Annotated in this window: 10 protein-coding genes and 1 pseudogene; 4 read left to right on the top strand and 7 right to left on the bottom strand. The window is 53.9% G+C overall.

All coding sequences use genetic code 11. The annotated features are described in order from the left end of the window. Nucleotides 1–14 precede the first annotated feature (14 nt). The 3 genes from JCM25146_RS10930 to JCM25146_RS10920 all read right to left on the bottom strand — a co-directional run bounded on the left by JCM25146_RS10930 (nt 15) and on the right by JCM25146_RS10920 (nt 4,002). Nucleotides 15–266 (bottom strand): ABC-three component system middle component 6, encoded by a 252-nt coding sequence (locus tag JCM25146_RS10930; RefSeq protein WP_025827929.1) that lies wholly within the window; start codon nt 264–266, stop codon nt 15–17. After that, nucleotides 263–1,195: an ABC-three component system protein gene (locus JCM25146_RS10925; RefSeq protein ID WP_035372489.1), complete on the bottom strand. Its 933-nt coding sequence runs from the start codon at nt 1,193–1,195 to the stop codon at nt 263–265. Before JCM25146_RS10925 ends, JCM25146_RS10930 begins: the two co-directional genes overlap by 4 nt. Before the next feature lie 710 nt (nt 1,196–1,905). Further along, the gene (locus tag JCM25146_RS10920) at nt 1,906–4,002 is read right to left on the bottom strand and encodes a hypothetical protein (RefSeq protein WP_148299052.1); all 2,097 of its coding nucleotides are present in this window, start codon (nt 4,000–4,002) and stop codon (nt 1,906–1,908) included. Between the two features lie 410 nt (nt 4,003–4,412). Here JCM25146_RS10920 and JCM25146_RS10915 point away from each other — a divergent pair, with 410 nt between their 5' ends. Then, a complete protein-coding gene (locus tag JCM25146_RS10915; protein ID WP_025827924.1) occupies nt 4,413–5,846 on the top strand; it encodes a site-specific integrase in 1,434 nt (477 codons plus the stop codon). Nucleotides 5,847–6,309: 463 nt separating this feature from the next. Next, on the top strand, nt 6,310–7,233 hold the full coding sequence (locus JCM25146_RS10910) for a replication protein RepA (RefSeq protein WP_025827923.1): 924 nt from the start codon (nt 6,310–6,312) through the stop codon (nt 7,231–7,233). A gap of 47 nt (nt 7,234–7,280) precedes the next feature. Here JCM25146_RS10910 and JCM25146_RS10905 read toward each other — a convergent pair whose 3' ends face one another. From JCM25146_RS10905 to JCM25146_RS10895, 3 genes are all read right to left on the bottom strand, one after another. Continuing rightward, the gene (locus tag JCM25146_RS10905) at nt 7,281–7,988 is read right to left on the bottom strand and encodes a hypothetical protein (RefSeq protein WP_025827922.1); all 708 of its coding nucleotides are present in this window, start codon (nt 7,986–7,988) and stop codon (nt 7,281–7,283) included. Next, on the bottom strand, nt 7,981–8,628 hold the full coding sequence (locus JCM25146_RS10900; protein ID WP_025827921.1) for a ParA family protein: 648 nt from the start codon (nt 8,626–8,628) through the stop codon (nt 7,981–7,983). The genes JCM25146_RS10905 and JCM25146_RS10900 overlap by 8 nt, the downstream gene beginning before the upstream one ends. Nucleotides 8,629–8,733: 105 nt before the next feature. Next, a complete protein-coding gene (locus tag JCM25146_RS10895; protein WP_025827920.1) occupies nt 8,734–9,018 on the bottom strand; it encodes a hypothetical protein in 285 nt (94 codons plus the stop codon). Between JCM25146_RS10895 and JCM25146_RS18925 the strand changes: the two are divergent. Then, a pseudogene (locus tag JCM25146_RS18925) lies at nt 9,017–14,144 on the top strand (DEAD/DEAH box helicase family protein). The gene JCM25146_RS10895 and the pseudogene JCM25146_RS18925 overlap by 2 nt on opposite strands. Before the next feature lie 156 nt (nt 14,145–14,300). Continuing rightward, entirely contained in the window at nt 14,301–15,200 is a 900-nt protein-coding gene (locus tag JCM25146_RS18920) for a phosphoadenosine phosphosulfate reductase domain-containing protein (protein WP_242401069.1), read from the top strand. A gap of 31 nt (nt 15,201–15,231) precedes the next feature. Here JCM25146_RS18920 and JCM25146_RS18915 read toward each other — a convergent pair. Next, a partial coding sequence (locus tag JCM25146_RS18915) for a hypothetical protein (RefSeq protein ID WP_035372479.1) occupies nt 15,232–15,699 on the bottom strand: 468 nt, incomplete at its 5' end.

Here is a 15,699-nt window from a genome sequence, read left to right as displayed (position 1 = left end):
TTCAATGGATATGATCATTGCCTACCCTCGGTCCGCACCACCAACCCTTCCGACAGTTCGACCGCGAAAATCGAGTTGAGGAACGTCAATGCCAGAACGAACCAGTCATAGGGCAGCGGTGCGCCTTGCCCAGTTGCGCATCGCGCAGCCAGAACCCGCTCCCAGATCTCCGAGACCGCGCGCGGTTCCTCTAACTGGGCAAGTATTTCGCCACCGATCGCGGTTAGAGAACGGCTCGCAGGTATATGCTTTGTAGGAAGAATCATGTCCCAACCTTGTCGGCTTGATCCTCGAATATCTCGCAAGAATCGAACAAGTATGCCAGCAATGCCTGCGCCGCCACCTGCCTGACGGCTGTCACCGAGCCCATGCCTGTCGTCTGCTCGTAAAGGGCGTCCATGATCTGTCCAGGTGTAAGCGCTTCCTGCTTGAGCTCCAGATATCGACTAGAGAACGCCTGTGCAATCCGGGCGCCTAACTCAACATCCGAGTTTTGCTCGAAATATTGCTGGACGTATGGCCCGTTGATCGACGCAAGGGTCAGCAACTGGACCCAGTGGCCGGGAAGCTGATTGAAGGCGAGCTTGTCTGACGGCACCGGCTTGATAGAGCCGTTTAGAATGGTCCCTGACGATATCGAAGCCATTAACGAATCCGTCAGAAGTCTGACTTCCTCGAGTTTCAGGTTCTGACTATCCTCCGCTGTCGCAGCGGGCCCCAGAAGATTGAAAAGCTCTATTTCGCTGAGTTCATCGACAATTATCCAGAGGCTCGCCGGCCCAAACACGCCGACAACGTGGGTGCCGGCCTGCTTAATTTCCTCAACTTTCTGAACCGCCTCAATTGGGAGCCCGCTTACGAGATTGTGGGCGAAGTGCCACTCCTTCATGATCGTACCGAGATGACCGCCTGCAAGCTGGTAGTCTTCACCGATCTTTTTCGTGATCGTCGCAGCATTAGGGGCGGCGTCCTCCAGTTTTCCGTAACACTGAAAAACCTGCCCGCCGGTGCTTCTGTAGCCGTCGCAGCCCTTGTCTCCAAGCGAGCCGAAGGGCCTAACCCTGATGAAGTCGCTGCCGTATCGGGCTTCCATGATGGTGGAGAAAAAATCTTGGAACGAGGCGCCGTAGGTATTCCGGACCCTGAGATCGAAGCTCACCCGATATTGCCATCGCTGAATCGGCTGCATTGCCATCTTCGCTAGTTCGTCCCCCCGCTCCACGACGCTCGGAGCTAGCCATCGTCATATGCGTTTCGTAACTCAGAGCAATCTCTCGGCATAGTCTTAAAATGTAGGGTCACAGTTGCGTCGCTTCCGCACATAAAAATTGTCGTAGCCTGTTGATTGCCACTGCGATGTGACGCCGGATTACCACTAATAATTTCCCCTCTGACGGGTCTGGCGTGCCTGACTTCTGGTGCCCGACCTGAGCGATCGACTCTGGTCGATAGCTCTCATCAGGGTGAAAGCTGCGAATGGCAGCATTCAATCATTTTTCCTGATAACCGACACTCCGCTCCCTCATAACCGTCTGTACGCTCTAAATGAGCGATGCAGACAAACAGCTATCGCCTTCAAGTCAGACGTCCAAGCTGTTGTGAGACTCGTTCGGAAGCCGACATTGTTTGGCGAACCGCACTAGGCTGACTCTTGGACATCCGTGGCTGTCGTCTTTGAAGCGTTAGTGTGTCGATGTCCGCTCCCACTGGTCGTCACATAAGCATAACGCCGCATCTGTTGTTTTTTCCAAAGCCGGAAAAATAGTCAGCACAGATTGACAGAACGTAAAACCCTCACTTTAAGCTCTCAGGACTTAAATGACGACGCGCCGTAGTTTTTCAATATTAGCTCAGCCAATATGTAATTCAGGCTGCATTGATATTTTTCATTTATTGTATGGACACTTACGCGTGTTTTTCGCCATATTCACGCAATCCTGCCAGATGAAAATGCTCCAATAATGGGTTTCCAGTGTTATAACTTGCTCGTACCGCCATAAATTTAACAATGTCGCTCAAAGATTTTGCCTCTTCTAGTATGATATCTAATTGCGCAAGACTGGCCGACCCAATATTCAACACGGCGGCGCGAATATTTTGTCCAGAATTCACCAATATTTTTGTTTCCTCTTGAAGTAACTTTAGGCTTTTATTAAAATCATCGATTTGCTTCTTTTTCTGATATGTGGGATCGCATGTAACGCTCGCGTTAATAAGAACATTGAAGCAGGTTTCAAGCAGCCACCGATCCTGCAACTGACCTTGGTCACTTAAGCTAATCGACAATCGTGTAATTGTTCGGTTTTTCCATTCTAATATAGTGCCGTCTGTGAAGATAATGTGCCCCTGCGTCCGCAATACTCTTTCATGACGTAATGATTGGGCCTGCGATGCTACTAGGCTCGCAGCAAAGTCCAACATAGCGTCTCCTTGGACACCCGACATTGCGCCTCGCGTAAGAGATTTCGCTTTGCATTCAACTAAGATGATATGATTTTCGTCTTGAAATACTAAATCACACTCTCCCGCCGCTCCATTCATTTTATATTCTTTTTCTGCTATAGAGGCATTGAAGCCATACTTAGCAAAAATATCTTTAGTGAGGCGCTCGGTACCAGTGCCACGGATATTTGAAATTTTATTTGGCACGACCTTTTTGATCGCTGCAAAAGCGACTTCGTAAAATGCTGGTCCTAGTAATCCACGGGAAAAACTAAAAATACTTGTTTCTTGCCCCTCAGGAATCGATAACAGGGGCCTAAACATGACATCTTGCCCGGTTGGCACAAATGGAGATATGTAGCCACGGTTGGCTTCCCCTGCGGAATAAGACGCATCTCTTAATATTGCGTTCACTACTGTATTGGGAAGACCTTTTGCATATAGATCGCTCCTTGTGAAAAGGCAGGGTTCTTTTTTGACAAATCTATCTAAGATCGAGATAAAAGAAATTAGATCATCAATATTCCAACCAAGTGTTTTTTTCATTTCATCGTCATAAGAGCGCGTGAAAAAATTTTCGAGAAAGTAAGTGGTAAACTCATAACGCCATTGCCGTAGGCAAAAAAGATGATCGTATAGCGCCATTTTTCTTAAAGTATTTTCAAACAAGATTGCATCAAGATTCATATTGTCAAATGGAGTATAGGATTCGAGATCAAACAATGCACAGAAATCTCGTGCCAAATCGACAGCTTTGATCCAAACTTTTTCTAGGTTGGGTTTGCAATTAAAGAAAAAAGGCAATTTAACCGCAAGATTGAAGAGAAGGCCTATCGGGGGGAGTGGGTCACGCTTTGCGAGACCCGGAGCATGATGGCGCCCAAAGAGGATTTGTCCATACTCCCACTTGTGGAGCTTTGTCGCTAAAATAAAAATTCTTCTCAACGTATATTCTGCGTCGAGACCTGCTAATTTCGTCTCGATATCTCTAATTATCTTTTTAATTTGCCCGTTAGAAATATCGATCTGCCCATTAATAACCTTAAATTTATACCCACGCTTTTTCATAGCTAATGCGGCTTTTGCCACAGCCTCGGTTCGAGGGTTAGAGAAGGGAAATTCACCCAGCACTGCGTGCGCACGCGCAATCAAAATTGCCTGTTCCCATGCTTCTTTATGATTTAACCTTTTTAAAAAAGCTAGAATATGCGGCTTTGCCGCAGTCTTATCAGCTTTAGGCCTTGATGGGATAGGCGTGCCGTCAGATTGGATTGTCCCTGGAATATGCGCAGCAAGAGCACTGAGGACATTAGAAAATTCGCTGCATCGACCGGATAACGTCTCTTTGAGATAAAAGTGGCATGCGGCTTGTCGCAGAAAACCAACCGGTAACTCCGTGTTTTCAGAGACAACAAGGCTGTTGAATATTGTGGGAGCGCCTTTGCATCCATTACTGGAAATCTGTAAAATCTCAGATGCTTTTTCCTTTGTAATTGTGCGATGAGATTTGAGAGATGCTTTATATAGACATTTTATTTCTTCGAAAGAATTGGAGAACAAAATAATATCCTTTCTGCGCCGACGGCTATCTTCTTTGAGTATCTACCAGTTCACATTTTTTGAAAATAAAAAGTATATGGTTCGAACTCGCTCTGAAGGAGGTCGCCCGAAATCCAATAATTAGGGCTTTGGGGCCTCTATGAGGCCAAAGTTTCTACCCGTAGAAAAATTCGGGAAAGAGGCTCGTCTGGCAGATTGCTGGGAATAAGGCCGTAGTAGCGATAAGCGATAACAGCGCAGGAGGCAAATAGGCTCCCCTTTGTCGTCTAAGAACGGTCGTTCCGCTTACCCCCCATGTTGGTCTTCACGAGAAACGGTATGAGATGAAAAATACGGTTCTCGCTAAGCGCCATGACCTACTACACTGGGAGTTAGATACTTAGGATAGTAGCAAGCTCGAGGCACCATTCATGCAGGTTGAAGTTGTTGTCCACGGCCGAAAAGATCGGGTTTTCGCGGCTCTGTTCGAGCGGTGCGACCGGACCACCCGACACCGTCTGGCCGAGGCCGATTCAACATCTGACACTCTGCCAGGAATTCTTGCGGCGGCCCGTCTCTCCCCGGGATTGGAACTGCGCTTGTCCGGTATCTCCCTGTCAGGGAATAAGACCGAAGATATTGTGATTGCTCATGATGTGCCGTTCGCCGCCCGGGCCCGTGCACTGGCTGCAGAGCGGATCGGTGTAGCTCCAGATGATCCCTCACTGACTCTCGCCCTACATCTCAGTCCAGTTCCGTATTTTCTGGCGCGTTACAGGCAAGCACACAGGGACACTATCGCACAGTCTGACATGCCCCCTCTCCTGCCCTCTCCTGCGGGCCAGACGCCGGGCGTCATTATCCGATGGTTTGACGCCTCTCTAGGAAGGGCCGTTCCGCAACGCGATGGCTCTCTTGAAACCGCGCGTGATAGTGCCTCAGCCTACGCTTTGCAGGCCAAGGCTGATAATACACGCAAAGCCTATCGTGCCGGTGTCCGGGCATGGTGTGCCTGGGCGGATCGTCATGCCCTTCCCTGCCTCCCTGCACGTTCGGCCGACATTGCCGCATTTCTGGCAGACGAAAGAGGTCGGGGTCTTGCACCTTCGACATTGGAGTTGCGACGGGCCGCGATCACCTATCTTCACCGTCTGGCGGGTTGCGCCGTACCCACCGCTGACGCCGCTATTGGTGAAACCATGACCGGAATCAGGCGCACCGCTGCAAGGGATGGCTTTACACCGCGCCGCAAGGCTGCGGCGACAAAGGACGTTCTGGCAACAATCATCAATGCAATAGACCTGAGCAAGTTATCCGGCATGCGGGACCGGGCTTTACTCCTCATGGGGTTTTATGGCGCGTTCCGGCGTTCTGAACTGGCCAGCATCGAGATCCGACACGTAGCCTTGGTCAGTAAAGGCCTGCTTGTCACCCTTCCACATTCAAAGGGTGATAGACAAGGCAAGGGGGTGGAGATCGCCCTCCCCTACACCCAGGATCAGTATTGCCCGGTAAAGGCATACGGAGCCTGGCTAGCCGTGTCTGGCTTACAGGCTGGCCCTATTTTCCGCCGCGTCCGAAAGGAAAGCACAGCTGCCTCTGACGGGAATGGTCGTGAAATTGGGCAACAGCCCCTGACAGATCGCTCGATCGCTCGCATCATCCAGAGCCGTGCCAGTGCTGCCGGGTTGGATGGAAAAACCTTTGGGGGGCACAGCCTGAAACGGGGTGCGCTTACAACCGGAATGGATGCTGGAGCACACCCCGTCAAACTCAAGCGCCTTGCACGACACGCAACTTATGCAGCGCTGGGCGATTATCTGGAGCTAGGTGATCCTTTTGAAGAACATGCGTTAAACCGTTAATTCAAAAATAAATCTGTCTGATGATTCATTAAGGTAGAGATCACTGCCCCGCTAGAGTTCCCAGAACAAAGTCATATAGATTCACGGCTTTAAACAGCAAAGCGGCTCAGACACAGTAGCAGTCAAAGAGACTCGGATGGGTGACGTCCACTTTGAAAATAAAGTGGGAACTTTAGAGGGAAAAATGTTTAGATTATCCCGAGGACTCTGGCGGAACCCCGGGAACTTTAGCGGGGAAAAATGGGAACTTTAGCGGGATTGTCTGGGAACTCTAGCGGATATAAATGCCGGATATTCCTGATTTTTTGGAGTTACCCCGAGGACTCTGGCGTGACAAACTAATATTTTAAATAATACTCCAAATATTAGAGCGCCTCGCGCCAGGCCATCCCGCTAAAGTTCCCACTTCTCAAGCGCAAAATTACTGCTAGTGTTCAGCAATCCTGCTCAAAGGAGTTCTCTTGTGGGAACCATTCACAAGCTCATAGAAGAACACGGTAAACAAGGGGCTCTGTCCTTTGACGAAGATCGAAAGATCATCGAAATTGCCGCTGACTATATGGCTTATGAAGATACAGGTATTGGCTTTCTATATAGCGGGTTCGCTCATGTAGGGTTGCCACATAAACGCTTGGCTGACGATCTTGTCTGGCAAATTGAGACAGACAGAGCAGTGATGATTGTTGAACCCGGTCGTCGGGCAGTACGTGGAGCAAATCCAGTATCTGTAGGCGTACCCTACGGAAGTAAAGCACGATTAATCATGCTTTACCTACAAACAGAAGCCATAAAAACCCAGAATAGAGAAATTGAACTAGGAAAATCGCTGAGAGACTGGCTCAAGAGAATGGGTATTCCGCAAGGTGGAAAATCTATTAAAGACGTTAAAGAGCAAGCCGAGCGAATTTTCAGATGCCGAATCTCGTTTCATTTCCAATCTGGGAACTCTAGCGGGTTAATAAATCAAAATATTGTGGATGCCGCGATATTTACGGATGATCATAAAGATAACGGGAAACAACAGTTCCTGGAACGAGCGAAGCTTTCCGAACTATTTTACGATCAACTGCAAAAACATCCGATTCCGATCGAAGAAGCTGCGATCCGCGCATTAAACGGGCATAGCCAAGCGCTCGACATTTATTGTTGGCTTGCTTATCGGCTTCACGCATTGAAAGGACCAACAGCAATCACATGGTCTGCTTTGAAAGCCCAGTTTGGTGCTGGTGTCGTGCGATTAGACCATTTCAGACCGAAGTTCATAGATAACTTGAAAATAGCACTAGCTGTATATCCTGCGGCTAAAACCGAAGTTACAAAAACTGGTGTTATCTTACATCCGTCTAGGGCACCCATTGCCCCTAAGATTCACGGGATACCCCGCTAGAGTTCGCACCATGGGGACTCTAGCGGGATATCTTTGTTGTCTGCCAGTTACTCCACTAAATCCCCTAAGAGTCCCCTGATATCTTGTATTTTAGAATCAACGGCGGCCATTTCAGATTCCAGCTTTTCTCGATGCCGTAGAAGCTTTCTATACTCCTCCTTCAATACATTGACGTCCACTCGACCGGAGATTTCCGGTTTAATAACCGTCTCTTTACGAAGGCAGGCAATCTCCCGACGAGTTACATCCGGACGAATCAGGCCACGCTCTTTAGCCACCCGAAGTTGATGTTCATTCAACAGCGTAATTTGATACGCTGTTCCGTAACTCCCAGGACAAGCCTCCAAAGGGATTACCCCATCCGAAACGGCTTTCGCGATCCGTCTTAATTGTGTTGCCGTGGCGTCAGAAAAGGGGAACAGGCGATCAGAGCCTTGTCTCAATTTAATATATTCTGCTTTTGACAGAACATTTTCCAAATCGAGAAGAGCACGTCCAATGGCGAGGAATGAATCGCGGGCTTGACTCCAGTTCTGATTGACCTCGGCACGAACTGCCAAAATACGCGAGACTTTTTCAGTGTCGGAAATTACAGAAGTGCCTGCAAATACGTCTTCTATTGTCGTCATGACGTTATCATCAATGACAACTCGTTCTATTAACATTTCGGCACGGTTATCACTAACACTCAAGCTATCATCTTCTTCCATTACGGACATGATTGAGGTGCGTGATACCCGGTGTGTTTTAGACATTGGTGATTTTCCTGTTTATGAATGCCCAAAGTTCTTCAAATGGCTCCTGACCTCGACTTTTTGTGAAATCGAGAAGGGTCAGTCCTTTGCCACTGGGCACATGCACGTCCTCTAATTGAGGAAGCTCTACTGGAATAACATCGGCCACTTTGATGAGCCGCCCGCGAACTCTAGCGAATGAATTGGTGCGGCGATTAGCTCTATTCAACACGACAACGGTATTGTTGGTAACCTGGTTTAAAACATCGATCCAAGGGGCGATGCTATCGACATCGTCCTGAGTGCAGGCACAAGGAACAACTACGATGTCAGCAGCTTGCGCCAAGCCAGTGATTGCTGACATGTGATCTTCAACACTGGGAGGCGTATCAATAACGGCTAAGTCATAGCCTTTTGCTTGACTGAGACCGCCTCGCCAATCCTGAAGTTGCGCGCCAACAATCGGAACGTCGATAAACTCAGGCATTTTAGACCGGAGTGCCTGCCGTCGTTTTCCCCACTTGTCGATTGTACCCTGACGATCAAAGTCTATTCCAATGACCTTCTGGCCTTCTTGCGCCGCTGCGACAAGAAGGTGCCTTGTGACCACTGATTTCCCACTTCCACCTTTGGGCGACGACACTAAAACGATTTTTGTCATGTAGCTACCGCCTTGTATAAATTAGACATGTCTAATTACGTTTACCGCGCAATGATTACATCCTCCAGAATGCTCGATCAACCTGTTAAATTCCATTAGACATGTCTAATTTCCAAAAAAATGCTCAGCTGCGGGTAAGATAAAGATAAAACTCCGACCAGCCCTGAGCGTCGCGCGCAAAGGGTGGGTCGGTCTGTCTGAAGCCAGCCCGATCCCGGCGCGGGCGCCGCCTTTGCCCGTGCCACTCAGGCCCGGTTCCGGAGACAGCATGCAGAAGAAAATCTGACGCAACAAAGCGATCAGTCCCCTTCCCTGCCGTTGTCCATCCACCCCGACCACCGCCTCGTCCCAGACGCAGGCGGCGTTCGGAGTTTGTCCGGAGCCTTCCATGTCCCTGTTCGATGATCAGCTCAGCCTGTTCTCTTCCTCCTCCCTCAGCGGTGCCGCAGACCTGTTCTGGGGTGAGCTTGAAGGTGAAGACAGCCCCCTCCCCTCCCCCGTCGCAGAAACCCAACTGGTCATCCCCCAGACCGATTTCCGCCTGACGGGCACCCGTGGCCTTGCCATCAGCTGGAAAGACCGTGCGCGGGACAATATTGCGGCAATCAAGCTGCTGGCCACGCTTGAAACCGAAGACCGTAATGCAACCCCCGACGAGCAGGCTGTGCTGAGCTGTTTCATTGGCTTTGGGGCGGGTGAACTGGCCAACGCCCTTTTTCCCCGTGCGGGAGAACCTTATCGCGCAGGATGGGACAGCATCGGCAAGGCACTGGAGGCTGCGTGCAGAGAGACAGACCATGCCGCCCTCGCCCGCTCCACCCAGTATGCCCACTACACGCCCGAATATATCGTCACCGCTATCTGGGACATGCTCATGAAGCGTGGCTTTCAGGGTGGGTCCGTTCTGGAGCCCGGCTGTGGCGTTGGGCAGTTCATCGCCCTCAGGCCCGAGCGTCTCGAAGGCCAGATCGCCTTCACGGGCATCGAGATGGACAGTATTGCCGCACGGATTGCCCGCAAGCTCTTCCCCAAACAGTGGATCAGGCACGAAGACTTCACGAAGGCAGCTCTCGCAACCACCTATGATCTGGCGATTGGCAATCCGCCCTTCTCCAACCGTCTGGTCAATGCAGCGGATCACCGTGACCTGCGGGGGGTCAGTCTCCACGACTGGTTTATCGCCCGCTCAATTGCTGCCCTGCGCCCAGGCGGCTTCGCTGCATTTGTCACATCACGCCATACGCTGGACAAGACTGACCAGAAGGCCCGTCAGCATATCGCCGAAGACGCTGACCTGCTGGGGGCCGTGCGTCTGCCCGCAGGGGCAATGCGTGCGGATGCCGGTACCGAAGTCGTGCTTGATCTACTGGTGTTCCGCAAGCGCATGATCGGCGATCTCCCCGGTGATCAGGCCTGGCTGGAAACCGCGACCGTGCCAGACAGCGATGAAGGCAGTGGTCCGCTGAGCATCAACCGCTATTTCTTCGACAATCCCGCTCAGGTTCTGGGGCGGCATGGCTGGGCTAGCAGCCAGTTCGGACTGGATTACTGCTGCCTGCCGGTATCGGGCGTGGAACTTCACGCTGCTCTGCCGGAAGCTTTGGCCCGTATTTCCCCCGAGAGCCGGTTTCTTCCACCTGTTGAGCAGCGCATTACGCGGCCAGAACTGGATGGCCTGCGCGTGGGCACCGCGGCATCAGGCGCTGACCTGAAGGAAGGCAGCTACTATCTGCACAACCGCATCCTGCATCAGATCATTGGTGGCGCAGGCCAGGAAGTTCCCATCCGCAAGGGTGACCAAAAAGAAGGTCTGTTCCAGAAACATGCGCGCATTATTGAAGCGCTGATCCCGGTGCGGGACGCGGCAAAGGCTGTGCTGCGCGCGCAGATGGACAATCAGCTTTGGGCGGCACCAGCATCGGCTGCGGCAGGCGTGGCTGAGTTTTACCCGCCAGTTCGGGCCGATCAATCTCACCAACACCACGGTCCGGGTTAACGCCACCACTGGTGAGGAAACCGAAAGCCGCCGCAGGCCCAACCTCCAGCCGTTCTATGATGATCCCGATGTCTGGCTGGTCTCCTCCATTGAAGAGTATGACGAGGCGACCCAGACAGCCCGGCCGGGGCCGCTGTTTACCGAGCGCGTCATCCATGCACCGGTCGAGCCCGAAATCCACTCCGCTCATGACGCGCTGGCGGTCTGCCTGCATGACGTGGGTCGTGTTGATCTGCCCCTGATCGCCGAGCTGACGGGGTGCACCGTAGAGGCGGCCCTGAACGAACTGGGCGAGGCCGTCTATCTCGATCCCGAGGCTTCGTGCCCGGGGTGCGATGTGTGGGTGGCGACGGACGAACTGCTCTCAGGGGCCGTGCGCACCAAACTTGCGGCGGCCCGTGAGGCAGCGCAGAGCGACCCGCGTTTTGCCCGCACGGCGGCAGCGCTGGAACGGGCTCAGCCCGAGGATCTGAGGCCATCCGACATTACCGCCCGTCTGGGTGCGCCCTGGCTGCCAGTGAGCGACATCATGGCCTTCACCCGCGAGGTGTTGGGCGTTGAGGCTGTCATCCACCATACCGCCGAGGTGGCCTGCTGGAGCGTCGAGAAACGTGCTTTTCTGGGGCGGGCCGAAGCGACGTCAGTCTGGGGCACCGAGCGTCGTCATGCCGGGGAGTTGCTGGAGGACGCGCTCACACAGGCCTCTCCAAAAATCTGGGACACGATCCGGGATTCAAACGGCAACGACAGCCGGGTGCTGAACACTCAGGAAACCGAAGCGGCGAAGGAGAAGCTCGCAGCCATCCGACAGGCGTTCCAGAACTGGGTCTGGCAGGATGCCGATCGGGCTGACCGGCTGGTGCGGCTGTATAACGACACCTACAACAATCTCGTGCCGCGCACATTCAACGGTGATCATCTCCGGCTGCCCGGTGCAAGCACGGTCATCACCCTGCGCGAACACCAGAAGCGGGTGATCTGGCGGATCATTGCCGCAGGCAGCACCTACATCGCCCATGCCGTGGGGTCGGGCAAAACCTTCTCCATGTGTGCCGCGGTCATGGAGCAGAAACGACTGGGGCTGATCAGCAAGGCGATGATCGTGGTGCCTGGGCATTGTCTGGCCCAGATGGCCCGTGAGTTTCTGATGCTCTATCCGACAGCCAAAATCCTTGTCGCGGATGAGACGAATTTTGCGAAGGCCAAACGCCAGCGGTTTCTGGCCCGCGCAGCCACTGGGAACTGGGATGCGATCATCATCACCCATGACGCCTTCAAATTCATCGCGGTGGAGGCCGCCTTTGAGCGCGGGATGATCGACGAGCAGATCGAGGCCTATGACACGCTGCTCTGCGAAATGGATAAAGACGACCGGCTGTCGCGCAAGCGCATCGAGCACATGAAGGAGGTCATGGAGGCGAAACTGGAAGGGCTGGCGAGCGTCAAGGATGACCTGCTGCATCTGGGAGAACTGGGAATTGATCAGATCCTCGTGGATGAAGCCCAGCAGTTCCGCAAACTGAGCTTTGCCACCAATCAGGGCGACCTCAAGGGGGTGGCCCCAGAGGGCTCGCAGCGGGCGTGGGATCTGTTCGTCAAGGCCCGGTATCTGGAGCGGGTCAATCCCGGTCGCGCGCTGGTGCTGGCGTCAGGCAGCCCGATCACCAACACACTGGGCGAGTTGTATTCGGTCCAGCGCTACATGGCGCTCGATGCCCTGCGTAGTCGAGGGCTGCATGAGTTTGACGCATGGGCAGCCAATTTCGGGGAGACTAGGACCGAACTCGAATTGCAGCCCAGTGGTCTCTACAAGCCCGTCACGCGCTTTACCGAGTTCGTCAATGTCGCCGACCTCATGGCGCTCTATCGTGACTTCGCCGATGTGGTCCAGCAGGACGATCTGCGCCGCTATGTCAATTTGCCAGCCGTGCGCGGTGGGCACCGCCAGATTGTCGTAGCACCAGTCCATGCCCGCTTCCGTGCCTATCAGAAGACGCTGGCCGAGCGGATTACCGCGATCGAGCGTCGCAAAGGCAAACCCCAGAAAGGCGATGACATCCTGCTCTCCGTCATGGGGGACGCCCGTCATGCGGCTCTTGATCTGCGCTTTGTCGGCTGGGGCCGGGCAGGGGAGGGGGAGGACAGCAAGCTCGATCTGATGATCCGCAACGTCTTCGCCATCTGGGAGGAGAGTGCGCAGAACCGGTACACCAATCCCGAGACTGGCCAGCCCTACGCCCAGCCCGGTGCGGTGCAGATGATTTTCTCGGATCTGGGCACCGTGGGAGCACAAGGCAAGCGGGGCTTCTCCGCCTATCTGTGGATGCGTGACGAGCTGGTGCGCATGGGGGTGCCGCGCGAGCAGATCGCCTTCATGCAGGACTACAAGAAGGCGGAAGCCAAGCAGCGTCTGTTCGGCGACCTCAACGCCGGACGCAAGCGTATCCTGATTGGCAGCACCCAGACCATGGGCACGGGGGTCAATGCCCAGCAGCGGCTTCTGGCCCTGCACCATCTGGATGTACCGTGGCTGGTCTCCGACATCATCCAGCGCGAAGGGCGCATCGAGCGCCAGGGCAACCAGAACCCGGAAATACGGATTTACGCCTACGCGCAGGAAGGGTCGGTGGACGCCACCAACTGGCAGCTCCTCGAACGCAAGCTGCGCTTCATCGCGATGGCCATGTCTGGTGATCGGTCCATCCGGCGTGTGGAAGATCTGGATAGCGATGGCAACCAGTTCGCCATGGCCAAGGCGCTGGCCTCTGGGGATATGCGGCTCATGCAGAAAGCCGGTCTGGAAGCGGAACTCGCGCGGCTCGAACGCCTCTATGCGGCCCATTACGATGACCAGTTCGCCGTGCGTCGTGCCGTCCAGCAGGCCGAGCGCGAGATTGCATGGGCGCAGGCACGGATCCCGCTGATCGAAGCTGATCTGGCGGCCCGTGTGGCCACGCGTGGGGAGGCCTTCAGCTTTGAGACTGAACGCGGTGTGATCACCGAGCGTGAGAAGGCGGGGGCGTTCCTGCTGGCCCAGCTCCGTCTGGCGGTCAGGAACGCGCAGGAAGGTCGGTGGACGCTGGGCCGTATCGGCGGGTTTGCCGTCACGCTGGATGCCATCAACCGACAGCGCTTCATAGAGGACAGGGTGGTGACCGAGGCGGGGCTGTCCGTGGCGTTTGCGCATGGAACGGTGGACATTCCCGTGGATCAGGACACGAAACCTCTGGGGCTGGTCGCGCGCATCGAAAACCTCGTGCTGCGTCTTGATGGGGAACTGGCCGACACCCAGAAAACCCGTGATGAGGCTTCACGACGGCTGCCCGCCTATCAGGCCCGGCTGGGAGCACCCTTCCGCGATCAGGCGCTGCTCGATGAGAAACGCAACGCGCTGGCCGAGCTGGAAGCCGATCTTGCTGCAACCAGCAGGGAAGGGGAGGAAGAGGCTCCGGCCAACGATGACATCCCGCCCATAGCAGAGGAGGACGATGCTCCCAACGCGCTCAGGGACGCAGCCTGAGCCACTCGGCCGTCCGGCGTCACAACGTCGGACGGCACAATGGGAACAGGAATGGATGACACGCCCTCAAAGGAGCCGGAGAATGAAGCGGATCGACTTCACCAGCTATGACCGGATTATTATCGCCTGTAGCGTGGCAAGGATAGTATCGCCACCTTGCTGCATCTTCTGGAGTGCGGTGCGCCGGTAAACCGTATGGAGCTATGGCACCACGATGTGGACGGGCAGGGACCATCCTTCATGGACTGGCCGTCCACCACGTCCTATGTCCACGCCTTGGCGAACCACTTTGAAATTCCCTGTTACCTGTCATGGCGTGAAGGTGGCCTGAAAGGCGAGATCCTGCGCAATGGTGTGCCCACCGCTGCCGTGCTGTGTGAAACCCCCGCAGGGCTGGTGCGCCGTGGTGGTGCAGGCCCTGTTGGTACCCGCCTGCGGTTCCCGCAGGTGAGTGCCAGCCTCAGCACGCGCTATTGCAGTGCGACTGCCAAGATCGATGTGGCCGACATGGCCTTGCGTGCGCAGGATCGCTTTCTGGGGAGCCGCACGTTGTTCGTGACCGGGGAGCGGGCCGAGGAGAGTCCGAACCGTGCCCGTTACGCGGTGTTTGGTCCGCATCGCACGGACACACGCGACAGTCGGCGCAGGTGCAGGCATGTCGATCATTACAGGCCCGTGCATGCATGGAGCGAGGCGCAAGTCTGGGCCATCCTGCAAAGGTATGGCGTAATTCCGGCCCTTCCTTACCAGATTGGTTTTGGGAGGCTCTCCTGTGCGCTCTGCGTGTTTATGAGTGTGGATCAGGCTGCAACCTTGCGGCACATCATGCCCAAGCGTTTTGACGCACTGGCTGTGCTGGAGCAGACGTTTGGTTGCACCATGAAACGCAAGTGTGGGCTTCATCACTTTGCAGACAGGGGCCGGGTCTATGCGGCGGCACTGGCACGGCCGGATCTGGTGGCCCGTGCACTGGAAGATCAGTGGCACGGGCCGGTTGTTACGTCATGCTGGGTGTTGCCCGCTGGAGCGTTTGGGGAAAGCGTGGGGCCGGGGTAAAGAATATCAAGAATATGATATCCGAACGAAATTAGCAGGGTGGCATTTCGCTCAACGGGAAACTACTCCCATTATGAGAAATTCTGAATTCGACTTCTATTTTCTCACCAGTCTCAATACGTGTTAAACTTTTACGTGCCGAATAAACTGAGCTGTGCTGTAAAATTTCTGCCAATTGCGCAGATGTAAACAATCCCTGCTCTTCCCAGATGGTCTTGAAAGTGAAATCGATAAACTTGTCTTTGAGCTTCCAGACCAAAAATCTTGAGGCACAATGGTTTTCTTCGTTTTTGTGGGCAACGTTAGTAACACAATAATCCCCAATAACAGGAATATTGCTTTCTGAGTCCGAAGCGTATGATACTCCAGTAAATGTCATATATGTCACGAGGCAGGTTCCTTCATTCAGGTAATTAAGATACTTCGAATACCACATGTATAAACAGAATTTAATGTCAGAATTATAATAAATAAGATAGTTCGCTGCCACAGCTTGGGC

The sequence above is a fragment of the Acetobacter okinawensis JCM 25146 genome (genome assembly GCF_000613865.1).
Lineage (GTDB): Bacteria > Pseudomonadota > Alphaproteobacteria > Acetobacterales > Acetobacteraceae > Acetobacter > Acetobacter okinawensis.
This window is presented reverse-complemented; position numbering and strand designations above follow the sequence as displayed.